Here is a 21,528-nt window from a genome sequence, read left to right as displayed (position 1 = left end):
GTTTTTCACCAAAATGAGGGAGAAAAACAAAGAGGTATTTGAGTTTCTCAAATACCTCTTGCCCAGGCGGTCGGCGAATCACCATGCGCTCCCCTGTGGTTTTCCACGTTCCGCCAGTCACGCATCGTGGTATGCAGTTATTTTTATCATACAGCGACATCTGATCGGAAACAAGGGTGCTTTGGGGCATACTATCCTCATATTTCAGTTGTTTATAATATGTGACCTGCAGGGTTAATTTTGAAGAGCGAGGGGATTCCAATGTCCGAATTGAGAAAAATACGCAACAATTTACCCGATGACGTAAAGCGACGTATGGCGGAAATACTCAATAAACACGTGGTAGATCTCACTGACCTTTTGATACAGACGAAGGTGGCGCACTGGAATGTGCGGGGGCCACATTTCATCGCGTACCACGAGTTGTTTGATGAATTGGCTGGACATCTTTTCGAATTGACGGACACCGTAGCTGAACGAGTCACCGCGCTGGGTGGCATCGCAGGTGCTCCTGTGCAAACCATTGCCGCGCAAACTTCGTTGCCGGTTTGGGCACTGGAGACGACGAAAGATTCGTCAGTTATGAGTGCACTGGTAGACCGTTGGGCTGTAGTTGCAAACAGCGCGCGTGAGGCGGTTGTAACAACTGCCGATGAAGATCCGGATACATCAGACCTCTTCACCGAAGTGTCACGCCAGTTGGACAAGGATCTTTGGTTTTTGGAAGCGCACCTGTCCGAGTAGGCAATTGTTCAATCATCGGTGTTTTGTGTGATGTTGAAAAGGGGGTGGCATTGGCCACCTTTTTTTCAATGGCCCCTGGAACCTTGATGTGTCCCTGCCGCAGCAATAACCACAAACAAGCGCGTGCAGCCTTCCCGGCACGCGCTTGTTTACCGCGGATGGTTGCTACTTTACCTTCTGACCCATGCGATCACGCTTCAACATCCTGCAGAAACGTCCGTATCACGCGAATGTACTCATCCGTCTGTTCCACTTGAGGCATGTGCGCGCTATTCGAAAACACGTGAAAGCGCGATCCCGGCACGAGCGAATGGTAATATCTCGTGGAGTCGGGCGAGGCTTCGTCGTAATGACCACAAGTAAACAGCGCGGGCACGTCGATTTCAGGCAACCGGCTTGTTCGGTCATAATCCTTGAGATTGCCAGTCGCAAAAAACTCCGATGGCCCCCACATCGTGTTGTACACCGCTGCGCCAAAAGCAGCATTACGCGCTTGGCGCTGTTCTGCTGGGATTTCGATCCGGCAGACGTGCTTATTCATGTACGCTTTCGACGCTTCCTTGTATGCGGCGGAATCCGTATCTCCACTTGCCTCACACGCGTTGAGGATGTTTTGAATCTCCTCTGGCAAATCGCGGCGATAACGCATGGCGTCTGCCATCCAGCGAGGCGCGCTGAGGCAAGGACTCGAAAATACTGCGCTCTTTACACCTTCTGGTTCGGTTAAAAGATAGTCGGCCAACAGCATCGTGCCCCAGGAGTGACCGAGCAGATGCACTTTCTCCAAATCGAGCGCCGTGCGCAGCGTCGCCAGTTCGCGCACAAATCTATCTATCCGCCATAAGGATTTATCTGTGGGCCTGTCTGATTGCCCACAACCCAACTGATCATACAGAATCACGGGCCGTTCATCCGCTAAGGCAGAAAGGGGCCTCATGGAGAGGTGGGCACTGCCGGGACCGCCGTGCAGGACGACCAGCGGCGTCTTGGTGACGTCACCGGACATCTGATACCAGACACGCCCGCCTTCAACTTGGACAAACCCTTCTTTATGCATCTGTTAGCACCTTCTTATCGAGATTAAGACGCAGGGGGGAAACACATGATGATTTCTAAGTCACCATCGGCGCTTTCAAAGCCGACTTTCGCCACTGCCGCAGGAATAAACAGCGTGTCCCCTTGTTTGACAGCAAGCTGTTCATCTCCATAGTGCAACTGCCCAGCGCCGGAAACCACAATCAGCGCCGCAAAACTTCCGTTCATTTCTTTTGCGTAGCGCCCCTTGATGGACAGGCGGTTCATGCCAAACAGGGAAGTGCTGTCTTCGCCAATCAGCACGGCTTCCTCAGCCGCTTCATCGCTGTGGATGATTTTGGCGCTGATGCGCCAACGCTGCAGTGTTTCGTCCAGGGTCAGCGTGTCATAGTGGAAGCAGTCGAATATCTTCTCGAACCCTGCCCCTTGATGACACATTTCGTCAGAGACCGTATTCCCCTGCGGTGTCGTCCGTTCGAGGCGGATGGTATAGTCGGTCGGCTCCTGAATCTCAATCAGAAAACAACCGGAGCCAATGGCATGGGGAACACCGCCTTCAATCAGATAGATCTCGCCCGGATGCACGGGGATTTTGTGCAGTGCGTTCATCATGCCAGCAATATCTTGAGTAGCGAACAAACGCTGCCAGCTTTCGCGTGTGACGCCGGGCTTGAAGCCCAATAACACATAGGGCGCTTCCCCGTTCACTTCTCGACCGCCGAGAATATACCACGCTTCTGTTTTGCCATAGTCTGAACCAAAGACGGCTTTGGCAAACTGCTTGTCTGGATGCACCTGGATGGTCAATCTGCCTAGTGAGTCGATCACTTTAACCAATACGGCCGGATTGTCGCCGTACCGCTCGCAGTGTTTATCTCCTAAAAAAGCGCGCGGCTCTGCATCGATGAGGTCTTTTAAAAGCACTGTTTCGCCGTTAGCAAGGAGCACTTCGCTCAGCCCTTCGTTGACAACGCCATCTCGCGCTGGATTGCGCGCTTTGACGACGGAAGCAATCCATTCTTCGGGAAACGTGCCATCCTGCGGATTGGCGCCGCCTTGCCAGCGCTCAAGCTCTGCGCCGCCATCATACGTCCGCCAAACCCGCGTAGAAGAAAGTCGTAAAATTTTGTGTGCCATATCCTGATACATAAAGCCCTCCGTTGTCTCTATCCCAAGTATTGAGCCAAAGCCGTGTAAGAGAACTGGATAGATCCGTAATTGATGTTGGTCAACGCTGTACCGTCACTGGACAACAAATTGGAGCTAGTGATGGTCTCTGTTCCACTTGGAAGGGTTTGCGGACTTGTCAGGGTGATGGTGCCCACACCGTTTTGAATGTCCACTATGCCGCCATTGGCAAATGTGCCACTGTCAGGACTGAGGGCAAGTTGCACGGTGCCATTGAAATCGCTCACCGTGTTGTCGAGTGCTGTATCGTCGCATACACGCACTTGGATGGTGTTGTTGAGCGTCCCATCGCTGTTTTTGGTCGTATTGGTAAATCCGACGATGACTTGAGCTGGTTGGCCGTATACCTCAATTTGCGTTGTTGCATCGTTATTGCCATAGGTTGCAGTGACGGTGTAAACACCCGGCGTGCTGGATGAGAAATTTCCTTCGTCATCTACCGAGGCCTGTCCTTGTCCCTTCACAGTCCAGTTGACATCCTGCGCTGGAACGGTGATGGTGCCGCCTTTTGTCGCCGTGAGCGCAAGCTGCTCGGAAGCGCCGCTTTTCATACTGGTCGCGCCTTCAATTTGAAAGACGCCGCCATAATTGCCGATATTCCACGTTTTACCGTTCCATGTGAGCGGAGAGCCAAAACTTTTGATGATTTCATCCACATAGTAGATGGGCATGTACACCGTTTCCTGTGCATTGCTGCCCGCGCTCGGATCATGTGCGACGAGCGTATTGATTTTTTTCACCAGTTTGCCATTGACGTCGATGTTTGCATTGCCAGAACCTACAGCGATGCCAGCGCCGACACCCGCGCTGGAAAGTAGACTCCAGGTCTGTGAAGTACCGTCCCAACTGGCGACAAAACCAGCCGCTTTCAAAGCCTGATCGACATAATAGATAGGGATATATGTGGTTTTTGTTTGGCCATCGTATGCCGCAATGGCGGTTGGCGCCGAAATTTGCTGACCGTTTACATCTATTTTCGCGGTAAATTGTGTTTCGCTCGCTGCAAACGACATCGGTAAAAAGGTGCCTAATGACAACAAGCCGGCTGCGACAGCGACGGTGCTTGTGCGCTTCATGAAGCTCAATCCTTTCGTAGAGACCAAGATGTAAGTGAACGAAGGTGGCGGTGTACAGGGAAAGCGGCTTACAATTCAAGCGAAGCGATGACCGGGAAGTGATCCGACGGTAGCCGCCCCAGGTGTTTCTCTTGATCTACTTTGACGTTGTTGATAGTGACATTCGGTGTCGTAAAGATATAGTCAATGGTGACGCCCTCGTCGTGGAATCCGTGGAATGTGTGTTTGACGGGTTCATTCGACGCGCTGTAAGCATCCACCAGATCTGTCGTCTCACCGTCAATTTGCTGTGCGCCGCGGAAGAATTGAATCACGGCGTTGGTTGGTTCCGCATTCATGTCGCCCGTGAGAATCAGTGTGTGGGCGCCTGCGGCGCGTTTCTGGGCCATGCGTTGGCAAATCAACTTTGCGCCTTGCTCGCGGGCCTGTTGACTGACGTGGTCCAAATGGGTGTTGAAGAAGGTGAAGGTCACGCTAGGGTCTTCCTTCAGGGTGAAGTCTGCCCAGGTGCAGATGCGCACACAGGCGCTGTCCCAACTTACGCTTGCTTGTTGTTCGGGGGTTTCAGACAACCAGAACTGCCCGCTATCCTGGAGTTGAACGGCGTCTTTCCGATAGAATATCGCACAGTGTTCGTCTTCGTGATCGCCGAGGCGGCCGTGGCCAATCCACGCGTAGTCCGGAAGTTGTTCTGATAATGAGGAGAGCATGGTCGCCAGCCCTTCTTGCGTCCCAGCGACGAGTGGTTGATGGGTGTGGAAAACATCTGCTGCGCTTTCGATCCGGTTCGGCCAAGCGTTTTCACCGTCATAAGACGTGTGGACGCGTAAATTCATCGTCATGACTTTTAAGTTCATTGTGTAAGCTCCTTGTGTATGATGGTTTTGGTTGTCGAAGCGGTGTTTTGCAAAAATTGCAGTCATTTCAAATGAGCAAAACATCTTAATATAAAGAATAAATCAGTGCGCCAGCCTTCTCTCAATATTTGATGATAGAACATTTTAGATTGATATGGTAGACCGCCACTTGATCAGAACATCGTCATCGAAGGCACAAGCCAATGGGACGAACCAATGCGCAAGATTCGTCAAATCGGAGGGCAAAACGCGCAAGATTCGTCAAAAAAAATCTGCTGTGTCCAGTACAATCAATCATGGATACTTATCTTGCAAATAAAGTCGGCGTTTCGCCGCAGCGTCACGTGTTGCGCTATCTTGACTTAGACTCATGTTTTGCACCATGCTGCGCACGGCGAATATCCAGGAGGTGGACGTGCATGAATATATTTGATTTATCGGGCAAGACCGCGCTTGTCATTGGCGGCAACGGTGTTCTTGGCAGTTCTATGGCCTCTGCGCTCGTGCAGCATGGCGCCAAAGTTGCCATTGCGGGACGGGACATGGCAAAGGCGGACGAAGTCGTTCAATCGCTTGCGCAACACGGAGAGGCGAAGGCTTACTCGGTGGATGTCACGAAAAGGGAAGATATTGCTGCCCTTTTGCAAGCGGTGACAGATTGGTCCCCGCGTATTGATATTTTAGTCAACTGTGCAGGCCGCAACAGCAACAAACCGTTTTTTGAAGTCACTGAGGAAGATTGGGATAGCATCATGGCTGTCAACGCGAAAAGCGTGTTTCTGACCAGCCAGATCATCGGCAAACACATGTTGGATGCAGGTGGCGGTTCCATCATCAACATCTCTTCCGTTTCATCTGATCCACCGCTTTCTGGCGTGTTTGCTTATTCCGCCTCCAAGGCGGCCGTCAACAATATGACCAAATTTTTGGCGCGCGAGTTTTCGCCAACGGTGCGCGTCAACGCCATTATTCCGGGCTTTTTCCCGGCTGAACAGAATCGTAAAATCCTCACCAAAGCGCGCGTGGATGCGATTCTCAACCATACACCGCTGGGGCGGTTGGGCGAAGCGGAGGAATTGCAGGGCACGCTGATTTGGCTTGCTTCTGACCAGGCAGCCAGCTTTGTCACAGGGGAATTGGTTCGCGTAGACGGAGGATTTGGCGCCATCACGATTTGAACGGTAGGTCAGGGAACGGCGAACTGCTGAAATCCAGCAAGCAACTACAACAGATCATTCGGGAGGGAAAAGTATGCACGAGGTCATTGGTTTTGGTCTGATTGGGTGTGGCGTCATCAGCCGCACACACATCGCGCAAATTGCCAGTATCCCAGATGCAAAGTTGGTCGCTGTTTGTGATGAGGTTTACGATCGGGCACAGAAAACCGGAGAAGAGACAGGTGTCGCGTTTTATACGGATGTAGCTGAAATGCTCAAGCGGAACGACTTGGATGTCGTCTGCATCGGCACACCGAGTGGGCTGCACGCGGAAGTTGGCGTGTTGGCGGCGCAGGCAGGGAAACACGTGGTTGTCGAGAAGCCGATAGATGTGACCGTGGAAAATGCGGAGCGGCTCATTGCCGCATGTAGGGAGAATGGTGTAAAGCTGAGTGTCATTTCGCAACATCGCTTTGACCCGTCTACCATCCGGGTCAAGGACGAACTGGAGCAAGGGCGGCTCGGGAAACTGGTGCTGTGCGAAGCCGCTGTGAATTGGTATCGCTCGCAGGCGTATTATGACAGTGGGGACTGGCGTGGCACTTGGGCGCTCGACGGCGGCGGCGCGCTGATGAATCAGGGCATTCACACGGTTGATTTGATGCAATACCTGATGGGGCCAGTCGAAAGTGTTTTTGCCCACACAGGCACCTTGGCGCATGAGCGGATTGAAGTGGAGGATGTGGCAGCAGCCACCATTCGCTTTCAATCAGGCGCTTTGGGGACTTTGGTCGGAACCACAGCCGCATTCCCCGGATACTCGGTGCGCATAGAGGTGTTTGGCACACAAGGCAGCGCCGTGATCGATCGCGATAAGTTGACGCATTTATACGAACGCAATCCGAATATTCCAGAGGAAAGCGACAATGAGGCCAAGGTCAACTTGGCGCTGGCGGAAACGGGGGATGCCGCGACTGGGGCAGCAGATCCAGGCGCCATCTCGGGGTCGCCGCACAGGGCGCAATTGCTCGATATGATGGCTGCCATTCGGGAAAACCGGGAACCCGCCATCAATGGTGAAGAAGGCTTGAAGCCGCTTCGCGTCATTCTTGCGGTTTACGAGTCCGCGAGAACGGGCAAGCCCGTGTATTTGTCATAGCGCTTGCTGTGCGCCGATGCATGCCGCACCAATGGAATTATCAAGTGCCCGTCTAGCGGATCATCGTGGGTGGCGTGGTGTGCTGTCAAGCTGACGGTTCAGTTTCAAGATGAGGAGGCCTGGACATGCGCAGTACGGATTTGTTGACCAATCGCATGCTGGTGGAGGAGCGCGTCTATGTGCAGCATAGAAAGCTGGCCAAACCAGAGAATATCGATCCGCACTCGCACACCGGCTACGAAATATATTTTTTCCAAAGCGGCCTCGCCACCTATATCATCGGTGAGACCATCTATACGCTGAAACCTGGGGATATGCTGCTGTTCAACGGTCAGATTCTGCACTATGTCAAACCGTCATTCCAGGTGCCGTATTTGCGCAGTGTCATCAATGTCAGCAGAGACTATGTGGACACCTTGTTGACGGAACCAGCGAAATCCGAAGTGATGGAGATGTTTGACCAGCCCGGAGGGCATCTGTTGCACTGGTCAGTCGGGGAACGGGAACTGGTTGAACAGATATTCAACCAGATTGCCGAGGAAGATGAAATGCGGGATTTGGGCTATCAGGACATGGTGCGCGCCAGATTGACCACATTGTTGCTCTCCAGTTTGCGCAAGTGCTCAGCCGACTTTCCGCAGCATCCGATTTCGACAACCAGCCAGAAGGAAATCAACGCAGGACGCGTGCTGGCTTACATCAACCAACAATTTCAATCGACCATCACACTGGAAGCCATTTCGGAAGCGGTGCACTTGAACAAACATTACTTATGTCATTGTTTTAAACAAATCACCGGGTTTACGATACACCAATATTTGGCTAAGCGTCGCATCGATGAAAGCAAAAAGCTGCTCGTCGAGACGGATAAATCTATTGCGGCCATCGCTGAAGCGGTTGGGATTGCCGCCGTGGCCCAGTTTAGCCGCCTCTTCAAACAGCACGTCGGCATGGCGCCCTATGCGTATCGCAAATCCCATCGGCGGCTCGATGGGGCACGCATGTTTGCCCAGAGCAGATACTGGCCGGATGTCGACTACGAAATCTGAAGGAGGGGTTTGATGCCCATCACAGTTGAAAACTTACAGGAGACCGTTGCAAAAATCGTCCAAGCCGAGCGCGTGACAGATATGCACACACATTTGTTTGCGCCGGAGCTTGGCGACTTGTTGTTAAGCGGTGCAGATGAACTGATGGAATTTCACTATGTCATCTCTGAGGCGTTTCGCGTCCACAAAACCCCGTACGAGGAATTTTGGGCGCTGAGCAAGCCGGAACGCGCTCAAATCGTGTGGAATTCGCTATTTGTGGAAAACACACCGTTGAGTGAAGCGGCGTCCGGCATTGTCGAGATCGCCAAAGCATTCGGCTGCGACATGAGCCAGTTGAGCCTGGAGACGCTGCGCCAAACGTTGTCCGATGTTCCAACGGACGCCTATATTGAGCGGGTATTGGACATCGCGGGTGTGGAGCAGCTAGTGATGACCAATGATCCATTCGATCCGGCCGAGCACGCGGAGTGGGCGCGCGGTCTGACTTTAAATCCGCGTTTCCATGCGGCGCTGCGGCTAGATCAACTGCTGAATCACTTTGACAGCGCTGCTGCTGTGCTCGCCGGTTGGGGTTATGACGTCTCCGCGGATCTGTCTGGGAAATCGGTAGCCGAAGTCGCGCGCTTTTTGTCTGACTGGACAGATAAGATGAACCCGATTTATCTCGCTTTCTCGGCGGCAGATGATTTTCAGTACCCAGAGCAATCGGCGCGTGGGCGAATTTTACAAGAGGCGATTTTGCCACTGTGTGCAGAGCGGAATTTGCCGTTGTCTTTGATGATCGGCTCGCGGCGAGGGGTCAATCCTGCGCTCAAACTGGCGGGGGACAGCCTCGGCAAGGCATCCATGCGCGCCATTGAAGCGCTGTGCGCGAATCACCCGGAAAACAAATTTTTGGTCACGCTGCTGTCGCGCGAGAGCCAGCATGAGTTGGTGGTCACGGCGCGCAAGTTTCACAACCTGATGATTTTCGGTTGCTGGTGGTTTGTCAACACCGACACGCTCGTCACGGAAATTACGCGCATGCGCATGGAGTTGCTGGGCCCGACATTTGTCCCGCAGCACTCAGACGCGCGCGTTCTGGAGCATGTGATATACAAGTGGCAACGTGCGCGTTCCATTGTCACACGCGTACTGACGGACAAGTACCGTGTGCTTCTTGAGCAAGGTTGGTCGCTGACAGAAAAGCAGATTCAGCGTGATGTAAACAAGTTGTTCAATCAGAATTTTTGGGATTTTGTCAATCGCTGATGAAACGGAGAATCAAGTGATGAAACTAAGCTTTCGTTGGTATGGGGAGACAGACCCTGTACAGTTGTGCCAGATTCGCCAGATTCCGGGCATGAAGGGCATTGTCACCGCTTTGTACGATGTGCCTGTCGGTGAGGTCTGGCCGCTCGACGCCATTCGCGCCTTGCAAAAGCCGATTGAAGAAGCTGGCTTGACCATCAGCGTGATTGAAAGTGTGCCGGTTCATGAAGACATCAAAATGGGACTGCCTTCGCGGGATAGGTACATTGAAAACTATCAACAGACGTTGCGCAATTTGGCAGCCGCCAACGTGCCAGTGGTCTGTTATAACTTTATGCCACTGTTTGACTGGGTTCGGACGACGCTATCCTACGAATTGCCGGACGGATCGAACACGCTGGCATATGACGACGCGGAGATCGCCCAGTTGGATTTATTGTCTGGCGAGGGAAAACTGCCAGCCTGGAACGTCAGTTATACGAAAGATGAACTGCACAGGCTGTACAAGATTTTTCGGGATATGTCCGAGGAAACGCTCTGGGAGAACCTCACGTATTTCTTGCAGGCCATCATGCCTGTCGCCGATGAGGTTGGCATCAAGATGGCCATTCACCCTGACGATCCGCCGTGGTCAGTGCTTCAACTGCCGCGCATTGTCACAAACCGAGCGAATCTCGATAGATTGCTCGCCATTCATGATTCGCCGAACCACGGTCTCTGTCTGTGCACTGGTTCGCTTGGTTGCAATCCGGCAAATGACATCGTCGAAATGGCGCGCCATTTTGCCGCGCAAGGCCGTGTGAATTTCGTCCATATGCGCAACGTGAAGGTGGTTGGCGAACGGTCCTTTTATGAATCCGGCCATTTGTCGGAAACGGGTTCAGTGGATATGTATCAGGTGATGCAAGCGTTGCGGCAATCGGGTTTTGACGGGCCATTTCGACCAGATCACGGCCGTATGATTTGGGAGGAAACAGGCAATCCAGGCTACGGATTGTATGACCGAGCGTTGGGAGCCGCCTATTTGAATGGACTGCTAGAAGCTGTCGACAAACAGGGAGGGAAAGCTGGTGTCTAAACAGGATGGCATGAATTACGCGCCCGTTGGCAAACCGAATCCAGTTTGCCAAAAAGGGGACTTCATCTTTGCCGCCATCGGTTTGGATCACGGCCACATCTATGGCATGTGCAATGGGCTCATCGAAGCGGGTGGCGAGCTAAAGTGGGTGTATGATCCGGACCCGGCAAAGGTCGACACATTCCGCGGGAAATATTCGGATGTGCGTGTTGCGACTTCGGAAGCAGAAATCTTGAACGATGCTGCGGTTCATCTGGTTGCTGGCGCAAAGATCCCGTCCGAGCGGGCGGATCTTGGCCTTCGGGTCATGGAGCATGGCAAGGATTACTTTACAGACAAGACGCCTTTGACCAGCCTTGAACAATTGGCGCGCGTACAGGAAAAAACAGCGCAAACTGGCCGGAAATATGCGGTTTATTACAGTGAGCGGCTGCATGTGGAAAGTGCGGTTTTTGCTGGCCAGCTCATTGCGGATGGCGCAATTGGGCGGGTTGTGCAGGTGCTGGGGACAGGCCCACACAGATTGGGCGCAAGCGGCCGCCCGGATTGGTTTTTTGACCGAGCGCGCAACGGCGGCATCCTGAACGACATTGGCAGTCACCAAATCGAGCAATTCCTTTCCTTTACTGGTGCAAAAGATGCGAAAGTATTAGCGAGCAAAGTGGCAAACTACGCGCACAAAGAGTACCCTTTATTTGAAGATTTCGGCGATGCGACTTTGGTCGCCGACAATGGAGCGACGAATTATTTCCGCGTCGATTGGTTTACACCAAATGGGCTGGGGACATGGGGCGACGGCCGCACGTTCATCCTGGGGACGGACGGCTACATCGAGTTGCGCAAGTACATTGACGTGGGGCGCGATCCAGTGGGAGATCAAGTCTACTTAGTCAATCATGAAGGCGAGTTCCATATCCCGGTCAGCGGCAAGGTCGGTTATCCGTTCTTCGGCCAATTGATTCTGGATTGCCTGCACCGGACGGAAAACGCGATGACGCAGGCACATGCGCTGAAAGCTGTCGAACTGAGCGTGAAGGCTCAGATGCAAGCGATTCAAGTTGAATCCTAACACGGATCATTGATTTTTTTCTGTATATTACAATTTTAACGGCTTGGCATACACATTTTTTACTGCTTGATTTCACCCTGCTTTGCTGTTATTGTCAAAGCGTCTTGAAAATCAGTAGGACTCGTATAATGGCGGGAATATGGCCCGCAAGTTTCTACCAGGCACCGTAAATGGCCTGACTACGAGTGGAAGCGTATCTAGGGTTCCGTGTTGCGCAGATGATGTGCAGCAGCTGGTCCAAGCGATACGAACGCAAGCCGTTGCGTTACACCAGAGGGATAAAAGCCCAGATGGACAGGTTTCACTTGGACCTTGAGTATCCAGTGAGCCTGTCTGTCTGGGCTATTTGTTGTTGATTCTGTTTTGATGGCGGAAGGGAGCCGGAAATACGCATGCAGAGATTGCGACAACGCATCTGTGAACAAGGACTGGTGCTGTCTGATCGCGTTTTGAAAGTTGATTCATTCCTGAACCACCAGGTGGATCCGGCGCTCATCAGTGAGATCGGCAAGACGATGGCTGAACGCTATCGACATGAAGGCATCACGAAGGTCATGACCATTGAAGCGAGCGGCATTCATATTGCTTTTGCGGTGGCCAGTGTGCTGGGCGTACCGTTCGTCTATGGCAAGAAGAAAAAAGCGACGACACAGTCAGATGAACTGTATCGGCGTTCCGTCTACTCGTACACACGGCAGGAGACGTATGAAATTACGGTTTCCAAGCCGTTTTTGTCAGTTGCGGACACGGTCTTGATTGTCGACGATATCTTGGCAGAGGGCGCGGCGTTGAACGGCCTGATTGGCATTGTCCACGATGCGGGCGCTCGTCTGGCTGGTGTGAGTGTCGTCATTGAGAAGAGTTTCCAAAGTGGCAGAAAAACCTTGGACGATGCGGGTATCCCCGTCTACGCCCTAGCGCGCATCAGCAAGATGTCGCCGGAGACTGGTGTGGAGTTCGTTCATGAGAATGATGAGGAGGCGGTGGTCAGGTGAATAAGCAAAAGGTCGTTACGTTGGGCATCCAACACGTGCTTGCCATGTATGCAGGCGCGATGATCGTGCCACTGATTATTGGTGGCGCGCTTAAGTTAAATACGGGCCAAATGGCCTATTTGTTGGCAGCCGACATGTTTACTTGCGGGATCGCCACCTTGATTCAGGTGATTGGCAATCGATTTATCGGCATTCGCTTGCCCGTCGTGCTCGGTTGTACGTTTACGGCTGTGGGGCCTATCTCGGCCATTGGGGTTTCCACCAATTTGCCGACTGTGTTCGGTGCGGTGATTCTCGCGGGTATCTTTGTCTTCCTGGCGGCGCCCTTGTTCGGCAAGCTACTGAAGTTGTTCCCGACGGTTGTAACAGGTTCGGTTGTCACCATCATTGGCTTGTCGCTCATTCCAGTTGCGATGAATGATGCCGCAGGCGGGCAAGGCGCGCCTGATTTTGGTCAACCGCGCAATCTGGTATTGGCCTTGGGCACGCTTGTGGTCATCTTGCTCATCAATCGCCTCTTTACCGGCTTTATGCGCGCTGTCTCGGTGCTGGTCGGATTGATTCTCGGAACCATTGCTGCCTTTACTATGGGCATAGTCAACTTTAGCTCTGTCGCTGCTGCTTCTTGGGTCAACATCGTTCATCCATTTTACTTCGGGCGACCGGAATTTAATTTATCAGCTATTATTACGATGATTATCGTATGTATTGTCAGTATGGTGGAGTCGACAGGCGTCTACTTCGCTTTGGGTAAAGTGACGGATCAAAAAATCACCGACAAGGACATCGTGCGTGGGTTGCGCGCTGAGGGACTTGCCATCGTGCTGGGCGGCATCTGCAACACGTTCCCGTATACGACATTCTCCCAGAATGTCGGTCTGGTCTCCATGACGCGCGTCAAGACGCGCAATGTCATTGTGGCAGCAGGCATCATCTTGATTATCTTAGGTATGCTTCCCAAGCTGGCGGCGCTCGTGACGGTCATCCCTTCAGCCGTGCTGGGCGGCGCGATGATTGCAATGTTTGGCATGGTCATCGCTTCAGGCATGAATTTGCTGTCCAATGTCGATTTGCGCCGCAATGAGAATCTGCTCGTTGTCGCTTGCAGCATTGGTGTGGGCTTAGGATGCACCGTTGTGCCACAGATGTTTGATAAACTGCCGTCGACATTGCAAATGCTGCTGCAAAGCGGCATTGTGCCGGGTGCTGTAACGGCGGTGCTGTTGAATCTGTTCTTGAATTATTTCGGTCAGGCGAGTGAAGTGAATCAGACAGACAAAGCCTCTATGGAAGTGGGCGGAGAAGCAGTTTCTTAAAGATATATTTGCTGTATAGGTTTCTCTGACAGTGGTGGATCATTGAATATATGTGTGAAGGTCGCAGCGTGCTTCTGCGGCCTTTATGAATGTATATAATGGAGATATTATGCAGAGCGGAACTTGGGAAGATGTATGATGGCTGAAGCTGACCAGGATAAGCAGGCTGAGCCTTAAAAAACATCCTTCAAGTCAATGCTCAAATCCTGAAATATACGCACCGCAATCCTTTGTTCTTTTCCATAAATATCCGGTTCACTGAACACATTTTCAGCAAAAGTGTAAACTTCGACGATCTCATTCGCGCCATCCACAATCCAGTATTCGCGAACACCTGCGACCCTGTACGCCCGCAATTTCACAGTTTTGTCCTTCAACGCTGTAGATGGAGACAGCACTTCAACAATCATGTCAGGGGCACCCATACAACTTTGGCGGTGTATTTTGCTTTGTTCACATATCACGGTGATGTCTGGCTCAACATAATTGCCATTTGGCTCTTCCGCATTCAGCCACACGCCGAAGGGGGCAGGGAAAACTTTACACGTTTTTCCTTTGAGATAAACGCTGATTTCGCGATGCAGATTGCTCACAATGCTTTGATGATCCGAGGTCGGCGGTGGTGTCATATCATAAATAATACCGTCAATTCGTTCCCAGCGTTCGAGTTCGCCTGTTTCCACCTGATTTGTGTCCATATCCATCACCTCGACATGTACTTCGTTTCGAAATTGTGATTATTGTAGCAGACGCACAGAGGCGCCGACACGTCTCTCCATGCGCTGTTGATCCCGCCAGTAGCACCAAAACCGCCTGCTCGTCCATCCAGGCGGTATCAGCTATCTCATCACGCCTCCCTCAAGCTCCCTTGGCGTCAGACCCTATCAAAAAACCTTTGTCGTCCACGCCTCGCAGTTCCAGACATCTGTCACGACATCGCGGTAAAACTCCGGTTCGTGGCTAATCAGCAAGATGCTGCCACGGTACGCCTGCAATGCGCGTTTCAGCTCATGCTTCGCATCGACATCCAGGTGGTTGGTCGGCTCGTCGAGCACCAGTAGATTGGATGGTTGATTCATCAGTTTGCAGAGCCGCACTTTCGCCTTTTCACCGCCGCTTAGCACTTCGATCTTGCTCTCGATGTGTTTGGTTGTCAGGCCGCATTTCGCCAGCGCGGCGCGCACTTCGTTTTGCGCCCAGTTGGGGAACGCGGTCCAAATTTCTTCAATGCACGTGCGGTCGTGTATTTGCCGCACCTCTTGTTCAAAGTAGCCAATGGACAGATAGTCACCTAGCTCAACACCGCCAGACAGTGGGGCATTTTCCCCGAGAATACTCTTGAGCAAGGTGGTTTTACCGATACCGTTGGCCCCCACAAGCGCGATTTTTTGTCCGCGCTCCATCTGTAAGTTCAGTGGCTTGGACAGGGGTGAATCGTAGCCAATGACCAAATCGGTGGCCGTAAAAATCAATTTGCTCGGCGATCTCGCTTCGAGAAAGTGAAATTGTGGCTTTGGTTTTTCTTTTGCCAGCTCGATGATATCCATCTTATCCAGCTTTTTTTGCCGCGACATGGCCATATTGCGCGTAGAGACGCGGGCCTTGTTGCGCGCCACAAAGTCCTCTAATTCCGCAATTTCCTGCTGTTGCCGCTTGTAGGCGGACGCCAACTGTTGTTTCTTCACTTCGTAGACATGTCGGAAATTGTCGTAATCGCCGACATAGCGGTTGAGTTCCTGATTTTCCATGTGATAAATCAGGTTGATGACACTGTTCAAAAAAGGAATGTCGTGTGAAATCAGAATGAATGCATTTTCGTAGGCTTGCAGATAGCGCTTGAGCCACTCGATGTGCTGTTCATCCAGGTAGTTTGTCGGTTCATCTAACAGCAGAATGTCCGGTTTCTCCAGAAGGAGTTTCGCGAGCAGTACTTTTGTTCGCTGGCCACCGCTTAAGTCAGCGACGTCTCTGTCGAGGCCCACCTCATCCAAGCCGAGCCCGCGGCTGATCTCATCGACCTTTGCGTCAGTGACGTAAAAATCGTTATTTGTCAAAACATCTTGCAGTGTGCCGACCTCTTCAAGCAGGCGTTCTAGTTCCTCTGGGGAGGTGTCTGCCATCTTGGTATACATGTCGTTGATCTGTGTTTCCAAGTCAAATAGATATTGAAAGGCGCTGCGCAGCACGTCGCGAATCGTGAGTCCCGGCTGCAGCGCCGTATGTTGATCTAAATAGCCAATGCGAACGTGTTTTGCCCATTCGATTTGTCCTTCGTCTGGTTCAAGTTGTCGTGTGACGATGTTCATAAATGTGGATTTGCCCTCGCCGTTGGCGCCAATTAAACCGATGTGTTCCCCTTTTAACAAACGGAAGGAAACCTGCTGAAAAATCGCTCTGTCGCCAAAGCCATGACTCAAGTTTTTTACGGAAAGAATGCTCATGTTGAACTCCAATCGCCAGATTGCCATGCGTGATGTGTCTAATACCGGGAAAAAAATCAGGAAAATACCAGTCTATTAGGCGTCGCGGATGGCGCAGCACCGGGGTGCTATATCATTTTTGGATGGTTTGATCACGCCTTGTCACACAGCTTATCAGCTTCCTTTGCTGTGGGGCGTCATCATGATTATAGCCGGAGCAGAGGACAGTTCAAGCGATTGATAAAAAAGGAAGCCGATATATAATCGGGGTGATTGTGCAGGCGCGTTATCAAAGTGCGGATGGGTATGCAGGCTGCCTCAATGACTCGGAGGCGTTGTAGTGGTACAGCTTGCTAAAGAGAAACCGGTCCGTTGTACGATGTTGAGGGAGGGGAAGCCCTATGCCTAATGAGAGAAGCATGCCTTGTGTGATTGCGCCATCGACGGTCATTCGCTATCACAAATTTGGTCCACCTGCAGCGGTATTGAGCGTGGAAGCATGTGAGAGGCCAGTCCCAAAAGCAGGGGAAGTCGTGGTGCGCATGATTGCCTGCCCCATCAATCCTTCTGATTTAATTCCCATTTACGGCGCATATGCGCACCGGATACGACTGCCAGCGGTACCGGGCTATGAAGGGGTGGGCATCGTCAGTGATATTGGGCCTGGCGTTTGCGCCGCTTGGTTGGGGAAGCGTGTGTTGCCACTTCGTGGAGAAGGGACTTGGCAGACATTTGTCTGTGCGCCAGTGCAATGGATCGTTGAGATCCCGGCTGATATTGACGATGAGGCGGCTTGTCAGTTGTATATCAACCCCATCACAGCTTGGGTCATATGTAAGGAAATATTACATATAGGCCGTGGCGATGTTGTAGCTATCAATGCGGCTGGTTCGTCCATCGGTCGTATTTTTGCACAGCTCAGTCGTTTTTTCGGCTTTCATATGATAGCCATCACAGAAAATCGCCGGCACACGGACGATTTGTATGCACACGGGGCTTTGCAGGTGATTGCTGTTCCATCTGGCCGTTCTGCGGCAGAGGCTGTCTTACAAGCCACAGGTGGCAGAACCATCACGGTGGCCATTGATTCTGTAGGTGGACAGGATGGGGCGTCCTTGATTCGCAGTGTCCGACCCGGCGGGACATTTGTCAGTATCGGTTCGTTGGCCGGCAAGCAGGTAAATTGGGGTCGACTATGCCACGAAGCGGGCGTCAAAGCGAAACTGTTCTTGTTGCGTCATTGGATTGCGGATGTATCGGTTGATACATGGCATTCGACATTCAAAGAGGTAATGAGATTGCTGCAGACAGATAGGCTGAAGCTTCCGCGCGCAGGGACCTGCTTTGGGCTGAACGAAGTCAAAGCGGCCGTGATCGCCGCTGAGGCGCGCGGAAGAAGCGGTAAGATAATTTTGACAGGCAGCCGAGGAGACTGATCTGCCTTGTGCAGTCAGTAAAAGGTGATGGGCCCATCACGCCAATCGGCAACGGGCAGATCGCCTTGCACCCACAACAATCGATTGAGCATCCGATATGGCATACGGTAGGTCTCCAGTTGAGGAAATTGACGAATTTTGCGGTATCCTTGCAGAAAGGCAGGCGCCAGGCATGCAGGCAGCAAAGATTCCAGGGCGATAAGTTCCAGTTCTGCTGGCGCAAAGGCAAAGAAATCGGTGTCGATGAGATGCGTGAACACGCCTTTGTCGATGAAGTATTGTGATGCGTCTAAATCCAACATGATGGGTGACATCGCTGTTGGGGGCTTGAGTCCTTTGAGTTGTTCAATCAGTGGTAAGGCGGCGTATCTTGTCGATTTATCATAGTCGAATCGACAAAGCAGTTCGCTCGCAATGTTCGCGGCAGATTGATGAAAACTGTTTTTGGGCTGCAGGTTGCCGTATGTGCCGAAGCTGTTTAGCTGGACGCTGTGCAATGTCGCCATGTGGCAGCCAAACTGGTGGGCGCCATACATAGACAACTGTGTGAAAGATTCTGCGGCCTTCCCTTGAATAAAGGCATGAATGCGAATGACGCGGGTTCGCCAGCTGTACAACCCTAAGACTGGCGGTGTTGGGAGCGGGCTGTGGTTTTCTAGAATCGACGTCATATTGCGTTGATGATATAAATTTTGCAGGTTTGCGCCAAATAGACGAGATACCCCGTAATAGAACGGGTTGGCTAAATGTGGTTGATGATTTGGAACTTTAATGGCGACCTGTTCATGTTGTTTCCATGTGCCAATATAAATTTTGTGTGCCTGTCCTGGATGTTGCTTAGGGATGAGTGTAAATCCAGGGAGTAAATCATATATATCGCACGAATTCATGTGGTATCCTCCAAAGAAAAGGTGTTGTCACAAATCTATTATAAGGCCGATAAACCCAGTCGTGGCAAGGGTTTTTTCGCTATTGATCAACTAGTTAACTAGTTGATCAATAAATTGGTTTAGTTAACGCATGAATGCATTGATTAAATAACTAGTTAACTAATTGATGCGTTGACTCGAAAACTAGTTTGCCATTGACTCGTGGTTGGTTGCAAAAATATAATCTTCCACATAAGGTTGTTTTGATGTAATGGAAGGGATGATTGGATGGGCAAAGACCCGCAGATTTTTAATACGAACGTGTTGGTTGCCATTGATAACGGAAATAGTTTTGTGAAGGCGGCATATGACCGGATTGATCAGACGTTCATGTTTCCGAACGTGACCGTGCAGTCTGACCAAAAGCGAAAGGTTATCCTGAATCAAGGCGCACCGCTTGATAATCTCGATTTGGAAATCGTATCTCCATCCATCCCAGAAGGTTACGGACGGCATTTTCAGATTGGCGTACTTGCCTCGCGCCATCCTCGCGCGCAGGCCATCATTGGGCACAAAGCAGCGCAGATGAAATCCCAACGGCCAGAGACGATGATAACGACACTTGGCGCACTTGCATATGCGGTTGCACTGAAGCATACAGCTGAAATCACGGCAGGGGTCAAGCGGATTCGCGCGCAAGTGCAATTGGGTGTTGGACTGCCGATTGCTGAAGTCGCAGAGGCGCAGGCGTTTGCGGACAAATTGACGCGCGGCGTGCATATGGTTGCATTCCGTTCGACGCCGCAATATGAAGGCGTGGAAATCGAACTGCAAATCACGCTGCCGGACGGCATCAATGTGGACAACGTTTCAGGGATTATCGATCTCGCCAGTGAACCGAAGAGCACCTTGGCTGCAAAATCGTTTGGTGTGGCTGATCTCGGCGGCATCGACTTGGATATCGCGTTCTTTAAACCGGGACTGCAGCTTGACGATTACACATCGACTGGTTTTCGTGTCAATTTGAATGACATTGTCACACGTATTCGCAAAGATTTTAACACCAATATGGGCCAAGAATTCATCAAGAGTGATGTCAACGTGATCGAACGTTTGGTCAATAAGGATTACGAAGTAAAGTGGCAGGGATTGGTCAAAGGCAACATCGGCGACATTGCGCACTTGCACCTGACGGAATTGGCGCGGGATGTCTTGGACAGGGTGTTGGATGCGTGGGCGGAGGCGCCGGACGCGGAGGAATTCCTGTTTATTGGCGGCGGTGCGACCATTCTGGCCAGTTACATCAAGGAAGTGGAACGTCAAGGTCACCCGCTTCGCTTTGACACGCAGGATCACAGTCAACTGCGGAACTTGCGCGGCACCTTCCGTTCGCTTCAGGCTTCGCTTGATGTCGGGGCGGAAGTGGCAGTTGCGGCGACGGCGGGAGATGAACAAGCTTGACAGATCGGCGACGCAAGACGCGAAGCAAAGTACTGAAACATGGAGATCTCTTTCATGTGTACATCGCGTCGGATACGCCGCCTGAAGTTTGCCAGTTTTTATCGCAATTGAAACAGCGTGGGGATTTCAGCTATGAGATCCTGCAAATTATTGCGAAGCACGTTCGTGCGGCAGAAAAGCCGTCAGAAACAACTGCGGTTGATGCACAAGCTCAGGCATCCAGCGTCAGTCCGACGCCTGAACGGGTAAAACAGCCAGTCAGTGAGACCGTTCATATGAACGAAAGAAATTTGTCGCAGGACGAGCCAGAGGAGAGCGGGCCAGAACCGGATGTGGCGGTGACTGCGCCTGTTCCCAAAATGGATCCGATTCAAATGCTCCGCCAGCAGCGCAAGGCGTTGGTCGCTGGCGGCGGCAACACATAATCTCCATTTCAGGCGCATGACGAAAGGGCTATCTTGCAAAGTGGCGTTGGCGCCGCTGTGAGATAGCCCTTTTTGCGATCACTGTTGATGAAATGTCCCAACTAGATGATTTGATGTTGCCGCTGCAAGTCCATCGCATGCATGAGGTTAGCGAAAATTTGCATGGTCGTGACAGCGCCGACGCCCCCCGGTGTTGGCGTGTACGCCTGCGTCAGCGCGGCCGCCTCTGGCGCCAAATCGCCGAGCACTTCGCCGCTTTCTGTTTGCGTGATGCCAACGTCGATGACGGTCAGATTGTCATGCACCATTTCTGGGTGGATCAAACCCGGTTTACCCACCGCGACAAAGGCGATTTCACTCTGTTGCAAACGCGCGCGCACGTCTTGCGTATATTCGTGACAGGCGGAGACGGTGGCGCCCTCAAAAATCAACAGGTGGATAAGGGGAAGACCGACAGTTTGTCCACAGCCAATGACGCTGACATTGGTTCCTTTTAAGTCGTATCTGTAGTGTTTGAGCAGGCGAATGCAGGCAAGGGGTGTAGCGGGATAGAGGGCGGACTGCGGCGAAGGTTGCGCAAACGAGTGGCAGGGGGACATACCATCGACGTCCTTCATCGCGTGAATCGCCGCCACCACTTTTTGTTTATTGATGGTATCCGGCAACGGGAGTTCCACCATGATGCCATGCACTGACTCATCAGCGCTGTACTGCTGAACTCGGCGCTCTAATTCGGACTGGGAAGTGTCGGCCGGCAGTCGAACGACCTCGAAAGAGATGCCGAGTCGTCTCGCCCAGCGACCCTTTTGCTCCGCATACACCGTCGAAGCGGAGTCGGAGCCGACGAGCAGTGTCATCATGCGCGGTTTGACGCCCTGTGACTTCCAAGTGTCCACTTGTTGTACGATCTCGTTTTGCAAAGCGACTGCCACGGGTTTCC

20 protein-coding genes and 2 riboswitches are annotated in these 21,528 nt (G+C 52.0%); of the genes, 12 read left to right on the top strand and 8 right to left on the bottom strand.

Features of this window, described 5'->3' with window-relative positions; all coding sequences use genetic code 11:
- Positions 1-53: 53 nt before the first annotated feature.
- Positions 54-131: riboswitch (ZMP/ZTP riboswitch) on the bottom strand.
- Between the two features lie 130 nt (positions 132-261).
- Positions 262-744, top strand: coding sequence for a DNA starvation/stationary phase protection protein Dps (gene dps, locus ACFSB2_RS14400; protein WP_377943771.1), 483 nt, complete (start codon positions 262-264; stop codon positions 742-744).
- Positions 745-934: 190 nt separating this feature from the next.
- Here dps and ACFSB2_RS14395 read toward each other — a convergent pair whose 3' ends face one another.
- From ACFSB2_RS14395 to ACFSB2_RS14380, 4 genes are all read right to left on the bottom strand, one after another.
- Positions 935-1,801 carry a proline iminopeptidase-family hydrolase gene (locus tag ACFSB2_RS14395; RefSeq protein WP_377943770.1) on the bottom strand — a complete coding sequence of 289 codons (867 nt, stop codon included), beginning with the start codon at positions 1,799-1,801 and terminating at the stop codon, positions 935-937.
- Positions 1,802-1,824: 23 nt separating this feature from the next.
- Positions 1,825-2,928 (bottom strand): type I phosphomannose isomerase catalytic subunit, encoded by a 1,104-nt coding sequence (locus tag ACFSB2_RS14390; RefSeq protein WP_377943769.1) that lies wholly within the window; start codon positions 2,926-2,928, stop codon positions 1,825-1,827.
- A 17-nt stretch (positions 2,929-2,945) separates the two neighbouring features.
- Complete coding sequence (locus ACFSB2_RS14385; protein ID WP_377943768.1) at positions 2,946-4,043, bottom strand: hypothetical protein; 1,098 nt, start codon at positions 4,041-4,043, stop codon at positions 2,946-2,948.
- A 68-nt stretch (positions 4,044-4,111) separates the two neighbouring features.
- On the bottom strand, positions 4,112-4,900 hold the full coding sequence (locus tag ACFSB2_RS14380) for an endonuclease/exonuclease/phosphatase family protein (protein ID WP_377943767.1): 789 nt from the start codon (positions 4,898-4,900) through the stop codon (positions 4,112-4,114).
- 419 nt (positions 4,901-5,319) lie between these two features.
- On the opposite strand from ACFSB2_RS14380, the gene ACFSB2_RS14375 reads away from it, so the two are divergent.
- The 8 genes from ACFSB2_RS14375 to ACFSB2_RS14340 all read left to right on the top strand — a co-directional run bounded on the left by ACFSB2_RS14375 (position 5,320) and on the right by ACFSB2_RS14340 (position 13,977).
- Positions 5,320-6,078 (top strand): SDR family oxidoreductase, encoded by a 759-nt coding sequence (locus tag ACFSB2_RS14375; RefSeq protein WP_377943765.1) that lies wholly within the window; start codon positions 5,320-5,322, stop codon positions 6,076-6,078.
- A gap of 73 nt (positions 6,079-6,151) precedes the next feature.
- Positions 6,152-7,216 carry a Gfo/Idh/MocA family protein gene (locus ACFSB2_RS14370; protein WP_377943764.1) on the top strand — a complete coding sequence of 355 codons (1,065 nt, stop codon included), beginning with the start codon at positions 6,152-6,154 and terminating at the stop codon, positions 7,214-7,216.
- A 125-nt stretch (positions 7,217-7,341) separates the two neighbouring features.
- Complete coding sequence (locus ACFSB2_RS14365) at positions 7,342-8,265, top strand: helix-turn-helix domain-containing protein (RefSeq protein WP_377943763.1); 924 nt, start codon at positions 7,342-7,344, stop codon at positions 8,263-8,265.
- Between the two features lie 12 nt (positions 8,266-8,277).
- Entirely contained in the window at positions 8,278-9,519 is a 1,242-nt protein-coding gene (locus ACFSB2_RS14360) for a glucuronate isomerase (RefSeq protein ID WP_377943762.1), read from the top strand.
- Between the two features lie 19 nt (positions 9,520-9,538).
- The gene (gene uxuA, locus ACFSB2_RS14355; protein ID WP_377943761.1) at positions 9,539-10,597 is read left to right on the top strand and encodes a mannonate dehydratase; all 1,059 of its coding nucleotides are present in this window, start codon (positions 9,539-9,541) and stop codon (positions 10,595-10,597) included.
- Entirely contained in the window at positions 10,590-11,666 is a 1,077-nt protein-coding gene (locus ACFSB2_RS14350) for a Gfo/Idh/MocA family protein (protein WP_377943760.1), read from the top strand. Before uxuA ends, ACFSB2_RS14350 begins: the two co-directional genes overlap by 8 nt.
- Before the next feature lie 101 nt (positions 11,667-11,767).
- Positions 11,768-11,868, top strand: a riboswitch (purine riboswitch).
- A gap of 190 nt (positions 11,869-12,058) precedes the next feature.
- The gene (locus ACFSB2_RS14345; protein ID WP_377943759.1) at positions 12,059-12,661 is read left to right on the top strand and encodes a xanthine phosphoribosyltransferase; all 603 of its coding nucleotides are present in this window, start codon (positions 12,059-12,061) and stop codon (positions 12,659-12,661) included.
- Positions 12,658-13,977: a nucleobase:cation symporter-2 family protein gene (locus ACFSB2_RS14340; protein WP_377943758.1), complete on the top strand. Its 1,320-nt coding sequence runs from the start codon at positions 12,658-12,660 to the stop codon at positions 13,975-13,977. The genes ACFSB2_RS14345 and ACFSB2_RS14340 overlap by 4 nt, the downstream gene beginning before the upstream one ends.
- Positions 13,978-14,150: 173 nt before the next feature.
- Here ACFSB2_RS14340 and ACFSB2_RS14335 read toward each other — a convergent pair whose 3' ends face one another.
- Entirely contained in the window at positions 14,151-14,675 is a 525-nt protein-coding gene (locus ACFSB2_RS14335) for a Uma2 family endonuclease (protein WP_377943757.1), read from the bottom strand.
- Positions 14,676-14,861: 186 nt separating this feature from the next.
- The gene (locus ACFSB2_RS14330; RefSeq protein WP_377943756.1) at positions 14,862-16,418 is read right to left on the bottom strand and encodes an ABC-F family ATP-binding cassette domain-containing protein; all 1,557 of its coding nucleotides are present in this window, start codon (positions 16,416-16,418) and stop codon (positions 14,862-14,864) included.
- 380 nt (positions 16,419-16,798) lie between these two features.
- Here ACFSB2_RS14330 and ACFSB2_RS14325 point away from each other — a divergent pair, with 380 nt between their 5' ends.
- Positions 16,799-17,833 (top strand): zinc-dependent alcohol dehydrogenase family protein, encoded by a 1,035-nt coding sequence (locus tag ACFSB2_RS14325; protein ID WP_377943755.1) that lies wholly within the window; start codon positions 16,799-16,801, stop codon positions 17,831-17,833.
- Positions 17,834-17,847: 14 nt separating this feature from the next.
- Here the strand turns inward: ACFSB2_RS14325 and ACFSB2_RS14320 are convergent, their stop codons facing one another.
- Complete coding sequence (locus ACFSB2_RS14320) at positions 17,848-18,723, bottom strand: aminoglycoside phosphotransferase/kinase family protein (RefSeq protein WP_377943754.1); 876 nt, start codon at positions 18,721-18,723, stop codon at positions 17,848-17,850.
- 267 nt (positions 18,724-18,990) lie between these two features.
- Between ACFSB2_RS14320 and ACFSB2_RS14315 the strand changes: the two genes are divergently transcribed.
- Together ACFSB2_RS14315 and ACFSB2_RS14310 are read left to right on the top strand one after the other, a co-directional pair.
- On the top strand, positions 18,991-20,163 hold the full coding sequence (locus ACFSB2_RS14315) for an Alp7A family actin-like protein (protein ID WP_377943753.1): 1,173 nt from the start codon (positions 18,991-18,993) through the stop codon (positions 20,161-20,163).
- On the top strand, positions 20,160-20,588 hold the full coding sequence (locus tag ACFSB2_RS14310; RefSeq protein WP_377943752.1) for a hypothetical protein: 429 nt from the start codon (positions 20,160-20,162) through the stop codon (positions 20,586-20,588). Before ACFSB2_RS14315 ends, ACFSB2_RS14310 begins: the two co-directional genes overlap by 4 nt.
- A 101-nt stretch (positions 20,589-20,689) precedes the next feature.
- Here the strand turns inward: ACFSB2_RS14310 and ACFSB2_RS14305 are convergent.
- Positions 20,690-21,528 (bottom strand): bifunctional 5,10-methylenetetrahydrofolate dehydrogenase/5,10-methenyltetrahydrofolate cyclohydrolase (locus ACFSB2_RS14305; RefSeq protein ID WP_377943751.1); only part of this gene is annotated, 839 nt, incomplete at its 5' end.

Source organism: Alicyclobacillus fodiniaquatilis (genome assembly GCF_042678105.1).
Taxonomy (GTDB): Bacteria; Bacillota; Bacilli; order Alicyclobacillales; family Alicyclobacillaceae; genus Alicyclobacillus; species Alicyclobacillus fodiniaquatilis.
Note: the sequence above shows the minus strand (reverse complement) of the source record. Positions and strands in the feature narration are given on the sequence as shown.

Excerpts from the sequence above, each read along its gene's own strand:
- dps (WP_377943771.1), top strand. The coding sequence starts at position 262 with ATGTCCGAATTGAGAAAAATACGCAACAATTTACCCGATGACGTAAAG.
- ACFSB2_RS14395 (WP_377943770.1), bottom strand. The coding sequence starts at position 1,801 with ATGCATAAAGAAGGGTTTGTCCAAGTTGAAGGCGGGCGTGTCTGGTAT.
- ACFSB2_RS14390 (WP_377943769.1), bottom strand. The coding sequence starts at position 2,928 with ATGTATCAGGATATGGCACACAAAATTTTACGACTTTCTTCTACGCGG.
- ACFSB2_RS14385 (WP_377943768.1), bottom strand. The coding sequence starts at position 4,043 with ATGAAGCGCACAAGCACCGTCGCTGTCGCAGCCGGCTTGTTGTCATTA.
- ACFSB2_RS14380 (WP_377943767.1), bottom strand. The coding sequence starts at position 4,900 with ATGAACTTAAAAGTCATGACGATGAATTTACGCGTCCACACGTCTTAT.
- ACFSB2_RS14375 (WP_377943765.1), top strand. The coding sequence starts at position 5,320 with ATGAATATATTTGATTTATCGGGCAAGACCGCGCTTGTCATTGGCGGC.
- ACFSB2_RS14370 (WP_377943764.1), top strand. The coding sequence starts at position 6,152 with ATGCACGAGGTCATTGGTTTTGGTCTGATTGGGTGTGGCGTCATCAGC.
- ACFSB2_RS14365 (WP_377943763.1), top strand. The coding sequence starts at position 7,342 with ATGCGCAGTACGGATTTGTTGACCAATCGCATGCTGGTGGAGGAGCGC.
- ACFSB2_RS14360 (WP_377943762.1), top strand. The coding sequence starts at position 8,278 with ATGCCCATCACAGTTGAAAACTTACAGGAGACCGTTGCAAAAATCGTC.
- uxuA (WP_377943761.1), top strand. The coding sequence starts at position 9,539 with ATGAAACTAAGCTTTCGTTGGTATGGGGAGACAGACCCTGTACAGTTG.
- ACFSB2_RS14345 (WP_377943759.1), top strand. The coding sequence starts at position 12,059 with ATGCAGAGATTGCGACAACGCATCTGTGAACAAGGACTGGTGCTGTCT.
- ACFSB2_RS14335 (WP_377943757.1), bottom strand. The coding sequence starts at position 14,675 with ATGGACACAAATCAGGTGGAAACAGGCGAACTCGAACGCTGGGAACGA.
- ACFSB2_RS14330 (WP_377943756.1), bottom strand. The coding sequence starts at position 16,418 with ATGAGCATTCTTTCCGTAAAAAACTTGAGTCATGGCTTTGGCGACAGA.
- ACFSB2_RS14325 (WP_377943755.1), top strand. The coding sequence starts at position 16,799 with ATGCCTAATGAGAGAAGCATGCCTTGTGTGATTGCGCCATCGACGGTC.
- ACFSB2_RS14320 (WP_377943754.1), bottom strand. The coding sequence starts at position 18,723 with ATGAATTCGTGCGATATATATGATTTACTCCCTGGATTTACACTCATC.
- ACFSB2_RS14315 (WP_377943753.1), top strand. The coding sequence starts at position 18,991 with ATGGGCAAAGACCCGCAGATTTTTAATACGAACGTGTTGGTTGCCATT.